The organism is Proteiniborus ethanoligenes (assembly GCF_900107485.1).
GTDB classification, from domain to species: Bacteria; Bacillota; Clostridia; order Tissierellales; family Proteiniboraceae; genus Proteiniborus; species Proteiniborus ethanoligenes.
In genome coordinates this window covers 68520-83709 of sequence record NZ_FNQE01000007.1, presented here as the reverse complement: position 1 = coordinate 83709, position 15190 = coordinate 68520, and the positions used below count along the sequence as shown (strand labels likewise).

Genomic DNA, 15190 nt, shown 5'->3' with positions numbered 1-15190 from the left:
CTCTAAGATTATTTAATCTTAAAGCAGTGTTTTCTTACTTACTTTCATCAGTTTTGTCACCTATTCTACTTAAGCTACCGCCCCTAGCAGCAGCTACAGGTACTGCAAACATAATACCTGTATTTGGCTGTGACATATCTCCACCACATATTTTTTCGATTTCGTCCATTACAGTGTCTAATTTTTCTTTTCCTTCTATTAAGGTAAAAAGAGTTTTATTATTTGCAATATCTGTATCTAAAGCCTTCATAACACTGCCGATTAATGGTATCTCCTTGCCGATACTTTTTCGAAGTCTTCCAGCACCAACAGAATCAATAATTGTAGCACCAGATATGCCGATTTCCTTCATTTTTCTAAGTATTTCTTTTAAGCACTCTGGCTTATTAAAAACTACAAATAAAAGATACATACTAACACCTCTTTTAAGCTGATATTTGTTTAATAAAGAATAAGAGAGCTCTAATTTTTGACCATACTATACTAAATAGTATATTGTCTTTAGCTAGTTTTAGCAAATGATTTCTTTAAAAGTGGAGGACTAATCATAGTTGTAGTCAGTATCATAAATATTATAGCCGCAAATAGTCCCTTATGAACTACTCCAAGTCTCAATCCAATATCCGTAATAATTAAAGCAACCTCACCTCTAGGTATCATGCCTAAGCCAATCTGTAGGGATTCCCTTTTATTAAACTTTAAAAGTCTGGCTACAAATCCACATCCAATGAGCTTGCCTAATATTGCAGCTACCATTAAAACTACTCCAAAGCCTAGGTCATTTAGCATATGTGTTATATCTACTTCCATACCAGTTACAACGAAAAATATGGGAGTAAAGAGAAGATAAGAAAGCTCCTGCATTTTATAGGATATTTTTTGTTTGAAGGGCGTGCTAGAAATCATTATTCCAGCTAAATAAGCACCGGTTATAGCAGCAACCCCCATTTCATCAGCAATAAATGAAAATAGCAAACAAAATATTAACCCTATTCCAGCTATACGTTCTGTAGTGTTTTTGAAGCTGAAAAATTTGCTTGACAGCTTGACTACTAAAAATCCTAGGACTAAAGCTAATATGAAAAAGCCTACTAGCTTTACCAATACCAACCAAATGCTTTGTCCTTCCCCTGGACTAATAAAGCCGGCAACTAATGATAGCATTATAATGCCAACAACGTCATCAATTACAGCGGCACTAAGGATTGTAATCCCTTGCTTTGTTCTCAATTTATCAATCTCTCTTAAGGTTTCTACAGTTATACTTACGCTTGTAGCAGCTAGTATTATACCAATAAAAAAGCTTTCTCCAGCATCATTTCCAAATAATAAGCTAGCACCCATGCCAAAGGCTATAGGAACAATAACTCCTCCCATGGCAATGATAAAAGATGACTTGCCAGCACTTATCATTTCATCAATATCAGTTTCTAACCCTGCAATAAACATAAGAAGTACGACGCCTAAGTCTGCCAAATGAATAAAAGTTTCCGAAGGCTCTACCAGCTTAAAAAGTGATGGACCGATTAAAATACCGAAAATGAGCTGGCCAAGAACTGCTGGTTGGTTTATTTTCCTACATAAATAACCACCGAAAGCTCCTGCAGCTAAAATTATTGCAAGTTGATATAAAAACATAAATACACCCCTTAAATAAATAATACTAAAATAATTATGTTGTTATTTATATAAAATTCTACATAAATATACAAATACCTTTGGATACAAACTACAGATATTAAGGGGATGCTTTGTAAATACTTGTAGGAAAAAAGTTTACAATTTATTCATATTTTATTAAAACTTTATGTCTATAATATAATTAAAGAAGGGTAAGATTTAAACAAAGACAATATTTAAAGGAGGTTATTTAATATGGACAACTTTAACCCAAATTTTAATATGGATGATTACGGAAAGAAATACGAAAAGAAATATAAAAGAAGCAGATTGATAAATATTATTCTCCTTTCCATACTTATTGGAGTAATTATAGGAGGGGCCTTTACTTACGGTATACTACAAACTCAGCCTATGGATATTACGAAGCCTGTAGAAGCAGCATCTTCACAGAATAATACCAGCATTACTAATACTTCTGAAGGGCAACCAGTAGCTAGCCAATGGTATACTAGTCCTGTAGTGAATGTGGCAGAAGAAGTTCTTCCTTCAATAGTCATGATTAAAAACAAAGTAAATGTCAATAGAGGCTATGAAATACTTCAAGTGGACAAAGGCACAGGCTCAGGAATCATTTACAGACAAGATGGATATATAATTACAAATCAGCATGTTATAGATGGTGCTACAGAGCTAATAGTTATACTAAATGATGGCACAGAGTATAAAGGCAAAGTTTTAGGCCAGGATTTAAAAACCGACCTAGCAGTAGTAAAAGTTGAGGCTAAAAACCTTCCAGCTGCTAAAATTGGAGATTCAGATAAGCTGAGAGTAGGAGAGCTAGCAGTTGCCATAGGCAACCCCGCAGGTGAAGAATTTTCTGGTTCAGTAACTGCAGGTATAATAAGTGCATTGAATCGTTCTCTAAATGTAGGAGAGAAGAAAATGAAGCTTATACAAACTGATGCAGCTATTAACCCTGGAAACAGTGGTGGAGCATTAGTTAATCAAAATGGTGAAGTTATTGGAATAAATAGCGTGAAGCTTTCATCACCAGAAATTGAAGGCATGGGATTTGCAATCCCAATTAATGATGCATTACCTATAATAAACGAGCTAATGCAAAATGGATATGTTAAAAGGCCTTGGATAGGTATAGGTATTTCAAATATTACAGAATCCATATCTAAACAATATAACCTCCCTGTTGGAGTCTATATAGGAAGAGTATATTTTGGAAGCCCTGCTGAAAAGGCTGGATTAAAGCCTAATGACGTAATCATTAAGATAGATGAAGAAAAAATAGAGAATATAGAGGATTTATCACATATTATTGAAAATCACAAGGCAGAAGACGTGATTAGACTAACTATATATAGAGATGGCAAGTATATGGATATTGATGTAACACTAGATATTATGCCCCCTACAGAATAGAATCCCCATAAGCTATTCTGATAATATAATTACAACATAATAAATACAATAGAAATATATTGCAAATAGCATAAGTGAATAAGCAATATTTCTATTGTATTTTTTCATATTAACTCTTTTTTATTTAATATATAAAGTATTAAATAGCCTACAACAATAAAAGCCAGTGAAAAAACAACTTCAAAAATTAATCTTCTCATAAATATCTCCTCTTATGAAAATGTTTATTTAGAATAGTATTAGCAATATAAGAGCAAAATATAAATAACAAAAGCTTATACCTCCCGTCTCAGAACCACAGCTAACAACTATAACATCTTTATCAGGAGCTGAAAATCTATGAAAACCTTTATAGAAGTAGTAGTGCAAACCCTACTGGCATTCTTTTCTATCTTATATTTAGCTAGAATACTGGGAAGACAGCAGGTATCGCAATTAACCTTTCATGAATACATAAATGGGATTACTTTTGGTTCTATTGCTGCTGCATTAGCTACAGATACGGAACAAAGAACCTGGCAGCATTTGGTTGGTCTTGTTCTATTTGCAGCCTTGACATTTCTTGTGTCATATATAACTATGAAAAGTAGAAGCATAAGTAAGGTTTTAGAAGGAGAGCCTGTACTAGTTATTCAAAATGGGAAAATATTAGAAAAAAATCTAAGACGAACCAGATATCATATGGATGAGCTTAATGTACTCCTAAGACAATCAGGATGCTTTTCTCCAGATGAAGTTCAATATGGGCTTCTAGAAATAAATGGGGGATTAAGCATAATAAAAAGAGGAGATAAAAGAAATGTAACTATAGGTGATTTGAATCTTAAACCTAGCCTTGAAGCAATACCCACTGAACTAGTCATAGGAGGACAAATAATATATGAAAATCTAAGTAAAATGAAAATGGATGGTAAAGCATTGTTAAACGAATTAAAGAAGCATGGTGTGAAAAGGATTGATGAAGTAATGTATGCAAGCATGGACTATAATAGGAAAGTATATGTAGATAAATTTGAAGATAATCTATCAGAAAAAATAGATATGAGTGAGAATAATAAAGGTGTTTAGCTAGATAATTTCCTTGACAAAATTATAAAATAAAACTATAATGTAATAAAATTCAAATTTAAAGCAATGACAGGACGAGTAAATTAGGAACGATCGAAAGAGAGAGGTTGCCGTGGCTGGAAGCACCTTAGATTAGTCTAATTGAAAACTACCCTTGAGTTGTATCTGAAACCAGTATTTCTGGATAAGGATTTCCGTTGATAACGTTACAATTACTTGAGTGGGATTTTATATAATATAAAATCCTAATTAGGGTGGTACCGTGGGATTAAGCTCTCGCCCCTAGATAAGATATCTAGGAGTGAGAGCTTTTTATTTAAATTTAAAAATAGGATTAAATAATTATAAGGAGGTTTTGAAATGTCAAAGATAAATATTACATTACCCGATGGTTCTATTAGACAGTACGAAAGAGGAGTAAAGATAGTAGACATTGCAAGGGATATAAGTGAGGGTCTTGCAAGAGTAGTATTAGGAGCAGAAGTAAATGGTGAATTATTTGGACTAGAGGATAAAGTAAATGAAGATTCAAATATACAATTGTTAAAATTTGAAGACGAGGGTGGTCGTGAAGTATTTAGACATACAAGTGCTCACATGCTAGCTCAAGCAGTTAAAAGACTTTTTCCAGATGCTAAGTTAGCTATTGGCCCTGCTATTAAGGATGGCTTTTACTATGACATAGATGTAGAGCATAGATTTACTCCAGAGGATTTAGAACTAATTGAAACAGAAATGGCAAAAATAGCAAAGGAAGATTTAGAGATAAAGAAATTTGTTCTTCCGAGAAATGAAGCATTAGAGTACGTAAAAAAAGAGGGAGAAATATACAAAGTAGAATTAATAGAGGACTTACCAGAAGACTCAGTTATTTCCTTCTATCAGCAAGGAGATTTTGTTGACCTTTGTAAAGGGCCACATCTTCAAAGCACCAAGAAAGTAAAGGCTATTAAGCTTACAAGCATAGCAGGAGCATATTGGAGAGGTGACGAAAAAAGACCTATGCTTCAAAGAATTTATGGAACATCCTTTGAAAAACAGAAGGATTTAGATGCATATCTAGAATTTCTTGAAGAAGCAAAGAAAAGAGATCATAGAAAGCTAGGCAGAGAGCTAGATTTATTTAGCATGCATGGAGAAGGACCTGGGTTTCCATTTTTCCACCCAAAAGGAATGATACTATGGAATACTATACAGGACTTTTGGAAGAAAGAGCATGTTAAGAGAGGCTATGGAGAGGTCAAGACTCCCCTTATACTAAATGAACAGCTTTGGCATCAATCAGGTCACTGGGATCATTACAAAGAAAACATGTACTTCACAAAAATTGATGAAGGTGAGTATGCTATTAAGCCTATGAACTGTCCAGGAGCAATGCTAATATATAAATCAAAGATGTATAGCTACAGAGACCTTCCGTTAAGATGGGCAGAGCTAGGCCAGGTTCATCGACATGAGCTAGCAGGAGCATTACATGGACTTATGAGAGTAAGGACCTTTATTCAGGATGATGCTCACCTATTCATGCTGCCAGAGCAGGTAAAGGAAGAACTAATAAAAGTAATAGATTTAGCTGATTATATGTATCAGGTGTTTGGATTTAAATATCATGTAGAGCTTTCCACAAGACCAGAGAATTCAATGGGAACAGAAGAGCAATGGGAAAGAGCTACAAACAATTTAAGAGAAGCCTTAGAAGAGAAAGGTATTGAATATATAATCAATGAAGGTGATGGAGCGTTTTATGGTCCGAAGATAGACTTCCACTTAGAAGATAGCATAGGCCGTACATGGCAATGCGCTACTATACAATTAGACTTCCAGATGCCTGAAAGATTTGACTTGACATATATAGGTCAGGATAATGAAAAGCATAGACCTGTAATGATTCATAGAACTATATTGGGAAGCATGGAAAGATTTATTGGAGTCTTAATAGAGCATTATGCAGGGAAGTTCCCTGTATGGATATCACCAGTTCAAGTAAGCATACTACCTATATCAGATAAATTTAATGAATATGCTTATAGTATTCAGAAAAAGCTTGAAGAAAAGGATGTAAGAGTAGAAGTAGATGATAGGGCAGAAAAGATAGGGTTCAAAATAAGAGAAGCACAGCTTGCTAAAACTCCATATATGCTAATAGTAGGAGAAAAAGAGGCTGAGAATAATTCGGTTTCAGTAAGGGTTAGAGACCAAGGAGATATAGGCTCTATGGAAGTGCAAGACTTTATAGATAGAATAATAAAAGAAATAGAAGATAAAAAATAACTAAAGCGGCCATTTTGGCCGCTTTAGTTATTCATAAAGAAAAATCAAAGGGTATTGTTTACAACAATATTAAGTGGTACAATATATGAGACTATATATATAGGTAAGAACTCGTCAAAAAAATTTGAAAGGAAACTCTACATGAACCTGATAATATTATTTGAAAAAGATTTTATTAGCGAAAATAAAGTATGCTTAAAAGACCGTAGATTGAACCATGTACTATCTGTTCATAGGGCAAGTGTAGGAGATACATTAAGAGTAGGACTGTTAAACGGGAAAATAGGACAAGGGCTTATCACTTTCCTAAATGATAAAGAGATGGAAATGGAAATAGAGCTAAAAGAAGAAAGCCCGCCATCATTGAATGTTCAGCTAATACTTGCTATGCCTAGGCCTAAAGCACTTAAAAGGATAATACAAGATGTGACTACTATGGGGATAAAAAAAATATATATAATTAAAACCTGGAGAGTAGAAAAAAGCTTTTGGAGTAGTCCTGTGCTAAAAGAAGAAGCTCTATTTGAAAATATGGTACTAGGACTTGAGCAGGGCAAAGATACTGTACTTCCCAGTATAGAGATTATAAAGCTATTCAAACCCTTTGTAGAGGATAGGGTCTCCCATATAATCAAGGGAACAAAAGCATTAGTAGCTCACCCAGTAGCAGAAAGGAAATGTCCTAAAAATATTAATGAGCCTATAACCTTAGCCATAGGACCGGAAGGAGGATTTATTCCTTATGAAATAGACATGTTAAAGGCACATGGATTTGAAGCAGTTAGTTTAGGTGAAAGAATATTGAGAGTAGAGACTTCAATACCAGTAATATTAGGTAGACTTTGTAAATAAGCTTATATAAAACTTCACATGACATGCGGAGGTAAATACTATATGAATAGGGTATTAAATGTTGGACTAGACATAGGTTCAACTACAGTAAAGATGGTTGTATTAGATGAAAGAGCTAATGTATTGTATAAAAAATACTTAAGACATTTCTCTGATATAAAAAACACAGTAATTTCTATGCTTGAGGAAGCTAAGGCGATATTTGGGAAAAATAAAATTACAATGATGATTACAGGTTCCGGGGGACTTTCTATTTCCAAAAAATTAGCCGTTCCATTTATTCAAGAGGTTATAGCTTGTACAAACACTATAGAAAGTTATATTCCCTATACAGATGTGGCAATAGAATTAGGTGGAGAAGATGCTAAAATAACTTACTTAGGGGATTCCATAGAGCAAAGAATGAATGGAACCTGTGCAGGTGGGACAGGTGCTTTTATAGATCAAATGGCAGCTCTTTTGCAGACAGATGCAGAAGGCTTAAATGAGCTTGCAAAAAATCATAGAACCATATATCCTGTTGCATCCAGATGTGGCGTATTTGCTAAAACCGATATACAACCACTATTAAACGAGGGAGCTTCTAAAGAAGATATAGCTGCATCTGTACTTCAAGCTGTAGTAAATCAAACTATAAGCGGCTTAGCACAAGGTAAGCCAATAAAAGGAAATGTAGCATTTCTAGGAGGACCTCTTTACTTTATGTCAGAGCTAAGAAATAGGTTTGTAGAAACACTACACTTAGAAAAAGACAGCATTATATTTCCTGATGATTCTCAATACTATGTAGCTATGGGTGCGGCTTTGACTTCAAGAAATGAAGAAGAAATACCCTTTGAGTGCTTATACGAAAGAATACCAGACATAAACAGATTAGATGTAGACGAAGAAAATATTTTGACTCCACTATTTAAAGATGAAAGGGAATACAATGATTTTAAAGAGCGACATAGTGCGCATAAGGTAAAGAGAGTATCTATAGAAAGCTATAGTGGCAATGCATATTTAGGCATAGATGCAGGCTCTACAACAACAAAGGTAGCTCTAATAGATGGAGATGGAGGCTTGTTATATTCCTTTTATGGAAGCAACATGGGTAGCCCACTTCAATCAACTATGGAGGCTTTAAAGGATTTGTACGGGAATTTGAACAATAATATAAAGGTTGTTAATTCGGCAGTAACTGGTTATGGGGAGCATTTAATAAAATCTGCTTTAAAAATAGATATTGGTGAGATTGAAACAGTGGCACACTATAAAGCAGCAGAATTTTTTCAGCCTGGTGTGGACTTTGTACTAGATATAGGTGGCCAGGACATGAAGAGTTTAAAAATCCATGATGGCGTCATAGACTCTATTATGCTTAATGAAGCGTGTTCTTCAGGATGTGGCTCATTTATAGAGACCTTTGCAAATTCTTTGAACATGGATGTAAAGGATTTTGCTATGGAGGGTATAAAGGCTAGAAATCCTGTAGACCTAGGGACACGATGTACAGTATTTATGAATTCTAGGGTCAAGCAAGCACAAAAAGAAGGAGCAGAAGTTAGTGACATATCTGCTGGAATATCTGTATCAGTAATTAAAAATGCATTATATAAGGTAATCAGACTTAGAAGTGCTGATGATTTAGGAGAAAAGATTGTAGTTCAAGGGGGAACCTTCTACAATGAAGCAGTTCTTAGAGCCATGGAGCTTATAGCAGGAAAAGAGGTTGTAAGACCAGATATAGCAGGTATTATGGGGGCTTTTGGTGCTGCTTTAATAGCAAAGGACAGATACAAAAATGGATATAAAACAAAGCTTTTGATGAAGGAAGAATTAAATAGATTTACCTCTGAAACTTCTATGAGAAGATGTGAGTTTTGTGGTAATCACTGTTTGCTTACAATAAACCATTTTTCAGATGGACGAGAATATATTTCAGGAAATAGATGTGAAAGAGGAGCAGGTATTGAAAAATTAGAGAATGATGTACCTAATCTTTATGAATATAAATATAAAAGACTTTTTAGCTATAAGCCCTTAAAGACAGAAGAAGCACCTAGAGGAACTATAGGTATACCTAGGGTGTTAAATATGTATGAAGATTATCCATTCTGGTTTACATTCTTTACGGAGCTAGGCTATAGAGTAGTGTTATCTGGTCGTTCTACTAAAAAAATATACGAGCTAGGTATGGAAACTATACCATCAGAATCAGTTTGCTATCCAGGTAAGCTAGTTCATGGACATATAACAGACTTAATAAATAAAGGCGTAAAAAAGATATTTTATCCATGTATAGCACACAATGTAATAGAGGATGAAACTGCTGGTAACCACTATAACTGTCCTATAGTAACCTCATACCCAGAAACCATATATGCAAATGTAGATGAGGTCAGAAGCGAAGGAATTACTTTTTACCATCCATTTATGCCTATAGATAATTCTAATAGGCTTAAGAAAAGAATATATGAGAGGCTAGGGATAGAAGGCTTAAGCAAGAGTGAAATATCTCATGCTGTAGATAAAGCATATACTGAGCTTGAAAGATATAAAGAGGATGTTAGAAGGAAAGGCGAGGAAGCAATTGAATATATAAATAAGCATAACATTAAAGGCATATTGCTTGCTGGTCGCCCTTATCATATAGATCCAGAGATAAATCATGGTATACCAGAAATGATAAAATCCTATGGCTTTGCAGTTCTCTCAGAGGATGCAATATGTCATCTAGATGAAGTAGAGAGACCAACTAGAGTGGTAGATCAGTGGGTATATCATTCAAGAATGTATAGAGCAGCCACATATGTAGCTAAACAAAAAAACATAGAATTAGTCCAGCTTAATTCCTTTGGCTGTGGATTAGATGCTGTAACTACTGATCAGGTACAAGAAATATTAGAGAGATTTGGCAAAATATATACTGTAATAAAAATAGATGAAATAAACAACCTAGGAGCAGTTAGGATACGTATCCGTTCACTAATGGCCGCTATTGGAGAAAGAGAAAAAAGAGATTTCCAGCCTGAGGAGCTATATAGTATGTCTAAAAGGGTCATATTTACTGAAGAAATGAAGGAGAATCATACTATTTTGTCACCTCAAATGTCTCCTATTCATTTTCAGTTCTTACAGACTGGATTTAGAAAAGCGGGCTATAATATCGAAATATTACCATCAGTAGATAAAAAAGCCATAGATGAAGGCTTAAGATATGTTCACAATGATGCTTGCTATCCATCTATTATAACTGTTGGACAGATAATGGAAGCATTAAAGTCTGGAAAATATGACATAAACAATACTTCTGTTATTATATCTCAAACAGGAGGAGGCTGTAGAGCTACAAATTACATTGCCTTTATAAGAAAAGCATTAAAGGATGCAGGAATGGAGCATGTACCCGTAATTTCATTTAATGCTATTGGACTTGAGAAAAATCCTGGCTTTAAGATAACTATTCCAATGCTAAATAGTCTAATGATGGGTCTAGTATATGGAGACTTATTGATGAGAGTTCTTTACAAGGTAAGACCTTATGAAAAGGTAAAAGGCTCTGCCGATAGACTTTACCAATATTGGGCCGATAGATGTATGGAAACTCTTGAAAAAGGCAAGTTTAAGGAGTTTAAGGAAAACATTTATAGCATAGTAAGTGACTTTGACAGCTTAGAAATTCATGAAAACATGATTAAGCCTAAGGTTGGTGTAGTAGGAGAGATATTAGTTAAATTCCATCCAACTGCAAACAATGATATAGTAGGCATACTTGAAGCAGAAGGTGCAGAAGCGGTAGTTCCAGATTTAATAGACTTTTTTCTATACAATGCTTTGAACAGTAAAGTAAGATATAAAGAGCTATCTGGGAGCTTTAAATCATCACTTCTTGGTAGTTTATCAGTAGAGGCAATAGAGTTCTATAGAAAGGACATGAAAAAGGCTTTAATGAATAGCAAAAGATTTACACCACCAGTATCAATAGAGGAATTAGCAGAAAGCGCTGAGAAACACTTATCCTTATGTAACCAAACAGGAGAAGGCTGGTTTTTAACTGCTGAAATGGTAGAACTAATAAACAGTGGGGTTCCTAATATAGTATGCTTGCAGCCTTTTGCTTGTCTTCCAAACCATATAACAGGTAAGGGCATGATAAAAGAATTGAGAAGAGCCTATCCACAGTCAAATATTGCGGCTATAGACTATGATCCAGGTGCTAGTGAAGTAAATCAGCTAAATCGTATAAAGCTAATGCTGTCGGTAGCAGTAAGAAATCTTGAAAAAGAAGAAGTAAAAAAAGCTCAAGAAGAGGCTGCTTATACTTATTAAAACAATTGAGACTTTGTTATAACTAATAGGGGCGGGTACATATACCAGCCCCTATTCCTATTCAAAGCATGGGAAAAGAACCCCAAATTTCACCATATCGAGGACCACGGATTTACATAAACCAGCTATTAGGTTAAACTAATTATGATAAGATTATATTATTATATTAGACAGAAGACATATGTTAACCAAATACCTTAATATTATACTAATATCTTCGAATGTATAAATGATACCCATAAAAAGAGGTGGTACAATGCTTTTTAACAACACTCTAGAGGATAGAGTAGAAGAAGCCAAAACTAATCCAGAAGAAATGAATAAATTGATAGAAGAATACAAGCCCTTTATAGCAAATGCTGTTCAAAAAAGAACAGGAGGCTTTTTAAAATATGGACATGATGACGAGCTGACTATAGGTATGCTAGCTTTTAAAGAGGCAATAGAATCTTATAATAGAACAAAGGGAAAATTTTTAAGCTTTGCAAAGCATGTTATCAATCTTAGGATGATAGATTATTATAGAAAAACTAAAAGAGAAGGAAATTTAGTTTCACTAGAGATGGTTAGCCAGCAGGATGATGAAAATATTATAGACATTGGAATGATTAAGTCAGTAGAAGAACATAAGGCTAAGGAGGAAAATGAAGCTAGAAGGTTTGAAATACTCCAATATAAGGAGGAATTAAAGGGTTGGGAAATAGAATTTAATGATTTAGTAAAGGCATCACCAAAGCAGGAAAAGCTGAGAGAGCTTTATAAAGAAATTGCAAGGATTATTATAGAAAACCAGAAGCTTTTTGATTTCCTATTGTCTAAAAAAAGGCTGCCAATAAAAGAAATTGAAGATTTTACTAAGATACACCGAAAAAAAATAGAAAGAGGTCGAATATATATAATAGCATTAATAGTAGCTATGAAAGGTGATTATACTTACATAAAAGAATATGCAAACTGGAGGTGATATTGTGCGAGGTATAGTAATGGAGAAAAACAATAATGGATTAATTATATTGACTGAAGATGGTCAGTTTTTAGAAGTCCAAAATTATAGTCAATCAGTTGAAATTGGACAAGAAATAGAAACAGGAGTTATTAGAGAAAACAATTTTGGAGCCTATAGAAAAATAGCCTCAATAGCCGCTGCAATAATATTATTTTTTACAGGGGGATATGGAATACTTGGACACTACATGGTTCATGGCTATGTAGACGTAGATATCAACCCAAGCGTAGAGCTTTCATATAATTTATATAAAAGAGTAATTAGCATAAAAGGTCTCAATGGGGCCGGAGAAGATCTAATAGTTGAAGTAAATGATTATAAGAATAAGCACATACAAGCAGTAGTAAATAAAGTCATAGACAGAGCAGTTGAAGAAAAGTATATAAAAAATAATGAAATAAACACCGTTTTAATTACTATAACGGAAAAGGGTAGCAGTATAAATGAGAAGGCTGTATATGAAAAGATAGAGAACCATATGAGAAATTCATCAATTGAGGCAGAGGTAGTAGTTATTAAAAGTGATAAGAAAACCTATGAAGATGCTAAAAAGAATAATATATCTCCTGGAAGATTAAGCTTAATAGAAAAAGCTAAAAGTGTAAATCAGAACTTATCACAAGACGAAATTAAAGATAAATCAGTAAAGGAAATAATGAGCATGATAAATAAAGCAAAGGAAGAGTTAAAAGAACAAGAAAACCTTGACAAAAAAGATGAAAAGCAAATAAAAGAACAGGAAAAATATATCAAGAAAATTGAAAAAGAGATTGAGAAAGAAGAAAAGGAAAGGATAAAAAAAGAGGAAAAGGATAAAAAAGATAATAATAAGAAGAAGCAAGACAATGACGACGATGACGATGATGACGATGATGACGATGATGACGATGATGATGACAAAGAAAAAAAAGGCAAGAGTAAAGAAAAATCTGATAAGGATAAAGAAAAAGAAATAAAGGATAGAGAAAAAGAATTAAAAGAAAAAGAGAAAGAAATAAGAGAAAAAGAAAAGGAAATTAACAAGGATAAACAAGAAGACTCTAAAAGAAAGAATTATGATGATGATGACGATGATGATGACGATGACGATGACGATGACGATGACGATGATGATGATTAAGAAATAAGGAATTAAAAAAAGCTCGCTAGAAAGCTTTAAAAAAATATGAATATTTTCACAAACTCAAGCCCTGGCACAAGCTAGGGCTTTTCTGAAGTATATATTGGTTTATATTGTGTAGGGTTTATAGCATTGACATAATAATTGCCAATGCCACAAGAAAAACAACAATGGCAATTACACCGTATAATACCTTTTTTCTTATGAAGAAAATCTTAGCCATAGCATCACCCCTCATATACATTTACTAGGGTACATTATTCCGTATTATAATCTATTTTAAATGATAAAGATATATTCCTACAATATGTAAATTGTTTAGATTTACATATTGTAGGAAAGTATATTATAATATAATAGTGTAGAATGAAATAGATAGGAGGAGGAATTAATGAATACTAGAATTATAACTGATAGTGCTTGTGATTTATCACCTGAAATAATTAAAAGGTTTGGTATAGACGTATTGCCAATATTGGTTTACCTAGGAGATGAGGAATACAGGGATGGAGAGACATTAAAGCCAGAAGAGCTTTATAATAACATGCGTGAAGGGAAGGTTTATACAACTGCACAAATCCCCCCTCAAATGTTCAAAGAAAAATTTGAAGAGTATGCTAAAAACGGTGAGGCCTGTATATATATAGCATTTTCATCAGGGCTATCAGGTACATATCAGTCTTCGCTTATGGCTAAAAATGAGGTACTAGAAGATTACCCAGATTTTGATATTACTATAATAGATACAAAATGTGCTTCTGGTGGCTTTGGATTAGTAGTATTAAAGGCAGCACAGATGGTTATGGAGGGCTTACCAAAGGAGGAAATAGTAAAAACAGCAGAATTTTATTCTGAACACATGGAACACATTTTTACAGTAGATGACTTAGAATATCTTTATAGAGGAGGAAGAGTAAGTAAAACTTCTGCCTTTGTGGGGACCTTACTAAACATTAAGCCTATATTGCATGTGGAAGATGGAAAGCTAGTTCCTATAGAGAAGATTAGAGGAAGAAACAAGGTATTAAAAAGAATGATGGAGATAATAGAAGAACGAGGAGTAGACTTAAGCAGACAAACAATAGGTATTACCCATGGGGATGACCTAGAAGTCGCTATAAAAGCAAAGGAAATGATAGAGGAAAGATTTAAATGTACTGATTTTGTTATAGGCACTATAGGCTGTGCCGTAGGAGCACATTCAGGCCCAGGCACATTGTCCTTGTTCTTCTTAAACAAAATGGAGTAGAAAAAAGGATAAAAAAATTTCCTAAGAGAAACACTCCAAAGCCTTTATAAATAAATATGCAAGTTTAAATTTTACATAATTCAGGCAAAGACTTCTTTGTGAACCTTAAAACAAAGAAGTCTTTATTTTTCTAAAATTTTTGTAATAATTGTTGATGTGATTATATTATAAACAGGTGAAATACATGCTCATAAGGAAAATAATAATAAAAAGGAGTTTTGATAAAAAAATAACAATATGGTATACTCAATGT

10 protein-coding genes and 1 other annotated feature are annotated in these 15190 nt (G+C 33.8%); of the genes, 8 read left to right on the top strand and 2 right to left on the bottom strand.

Going from position 1 to position 15190, the window contains the following annotated elements:
• Positions 1–34 precede the first annotated feature (34 nt).
• A complete protein-coding gene (locus tag BLV37_RS04300; RefSeq protein ID WP_091727783.1) occupies positions 35–412 on the bottom strand; it encodes a P-II family nitrogen regulator in 378 nt (125 codons plus the stop codon).
• Between the two features lie 89 nt (positions 413–501).
• Positions 502–1638 carry a cation:proton antiporter gene (locus BLV37_RS04295; RefSeq protein WP_091727780.1) on the bottom strand — a complete coding sequence of 379 codons (1137 nt, stop codon included), beginning with the start codon at positions 1636–1638 and terminating at the stop codon, positions 502–504.
• Between the two features lie 237 nt (positions 1639–1875).
• Between BLV37_RS04295 and BLV37_RS04290 the strand changes: the two genes are divergently transcribed.
• The 8 genes from BLV37_RS04290 (at position 1876) to BLV37_RS04255 (ending at position 14937) form a co-directional block, all read left to right on the top strand.
• On the top strand, positions 1876–3057 hold the full coding sequence (locus BLV37_RS04290; RefSeq protein ID WP_091727777.1) for a S1C family serine protease: 1182 nt from the start codon (positions 1876–1878) through the stop codon (positions 3055–3057).
• Positions 3058–3396: 339 nt separating this feature from the next.
• The gene (locus BLV37_RS04285) at positions 3397–4125 is read left to right on the top strand and encodes a YetF domain-containing protein (RefSeq protein WP_091727774.1); all 729 of its coding nucleotides are present in this window, start codon (positions 3397–3399) and stop codon (positions 4123–4125) included.
• Between the two features lie 57 nt (positions 4126–4182).
• Positions 4183–4412 (top strand) — a binding site (T-box leader).
• 73 nt (positions 4413–4485) lie between these two features.
• Positions 4486–6396: a threonine--tRNA ligase gene (gene thrS / locus BLV37_RS04280; RefSeq protein WP_091727771.1), complete on the top strand. Its 1911-nt coding sequence runs from the start codon at positions 4486–4488 to the stop codon at positions 6394–6396.
• Positions 6397–6537: 141 nt separating this feature from the next.
• Complete coding sequence (locus BLV37_RS04275) at positions 6538–7248, top strand: 16S rRNA (uracil(1498)-N(3))-methyltransferase (protein ID WP_091727769.1); 711 nt, start codon at positions 6538–6540, stop codon at positions 7246–7248.
• Between the two features lie 42 nt (positions 7249–7290).
• Positions 7291–11562, top strand: a complete 4272-nt coding sequence (locus BLV37_RS04270) for a 2-hydroxyacyl-CoA dehydratase (RefSeq protein ID WP_091727766.1) — start codon at positions 7291–7293, stop codon at positions 11560–11562.
• 256 nt (positions 11563–11818) lie between these two features.
• The gene (sigI, locus tag BLV37_RS04265; protein ID WP_091727763.1) at positions 11819–12526 is read left to right on the top strand and encodes an RNA polymerase sigma-I factor; all 708 of its coding nucleotides are present in this window, start codon (positions 11819–11821) and stop codon (positions 12524–12526) included.
• Positions 12527–12530: 4 nt separating this feature from the next.
• On the top strand, positions 12531–13688 hold the full coding sequence (locus BLV37_RS04260; RefSeq protein ID WP_176967869.1) for an anti-sigma factor domain-containing protein: 1158 nt from the start codon (positions 12531–12533) through the stop codon (positions 13686–13688).
• A gap of 391 nt (positions 13689–14079) precedes the next feature.
• Entirely contained in the window at positions 14080–14937 is an 858-nt protein-coding gene (locus tag BLV37_RS04255) for a DegV family protein (protein ID WP_091727758.1), read from the top strand.
• Positions 14938–15190: the final 253 nt, after the last annotated feature.

What these genes read in the sequence shown, in the direction of transcription:
- BLV37_RS04255 (WP_091727758.1), top strand. Translation starts at nt 14,080, where the DNA reads ATGAATACTAGAATTATAACTGATAGTGCTTGTGATTTATCACCTGAA.
- BLV37_RS04300 (WP_091727783.1), bottom strand. Translation starts at nt 412, where the DNA reads ATGTATCTTTTATTTGTAGTTTTTAATAAGCCAGAGTGCTTAAAAGAA.
- BLV37_RS04290 (WP_091727777.1), top strand. Translation starts at nt 1,876, where the DNA reads ATGGACAACTTTAACCCAAATTTTAATATGGATGATTACGGAAAGAAA.
- sigI (WP_091727763.1), top strand. Translation starts at nt 11,819, where the DNA reads ATGCTTTTTAACAACACTCTAGAGGATAGAGTAGAAGAAGCCAAAACT.
- thrS (WP_091727771.1), top strand. Translation starts at nt 4,486, where the DNA reads ATGTCAAAGATAAATATTACATTACCCGATGGTTCTATTAGACAGTAC.
- BLV37_RS04275 (WP_091727769.1), top strand. Translation starts at nt 6,538, where the DNA reads ATGAACCTGATAATATTATTTGAAAAAGATTTTATTAGCGAAAATAAA.
- BLV37_RS04285 (WP_091727774.1), top strand. Translation starts at nt 3,397, where the DNA reads ATGAAAACCTTTATAGAAGTAGTAGTGCAAACCCTACTGGCATTCTTT.
- BLV37_RS04270 (WP_091727766.1), top strand. Translation starts at nt 7,291, where the DNA reads ATGAATAGGGTATTAAATGTTGGACTAGACATAGGTTCAACTACAGTA.
- BLV37_RS04295 (WP_091727780.1), bottom strand. Translation starts at nt 1,638, where the DNA reads ATGTTTTTATATCAACTTGCAATAATTTTAGCTGCAGGAGCTTTCGGT.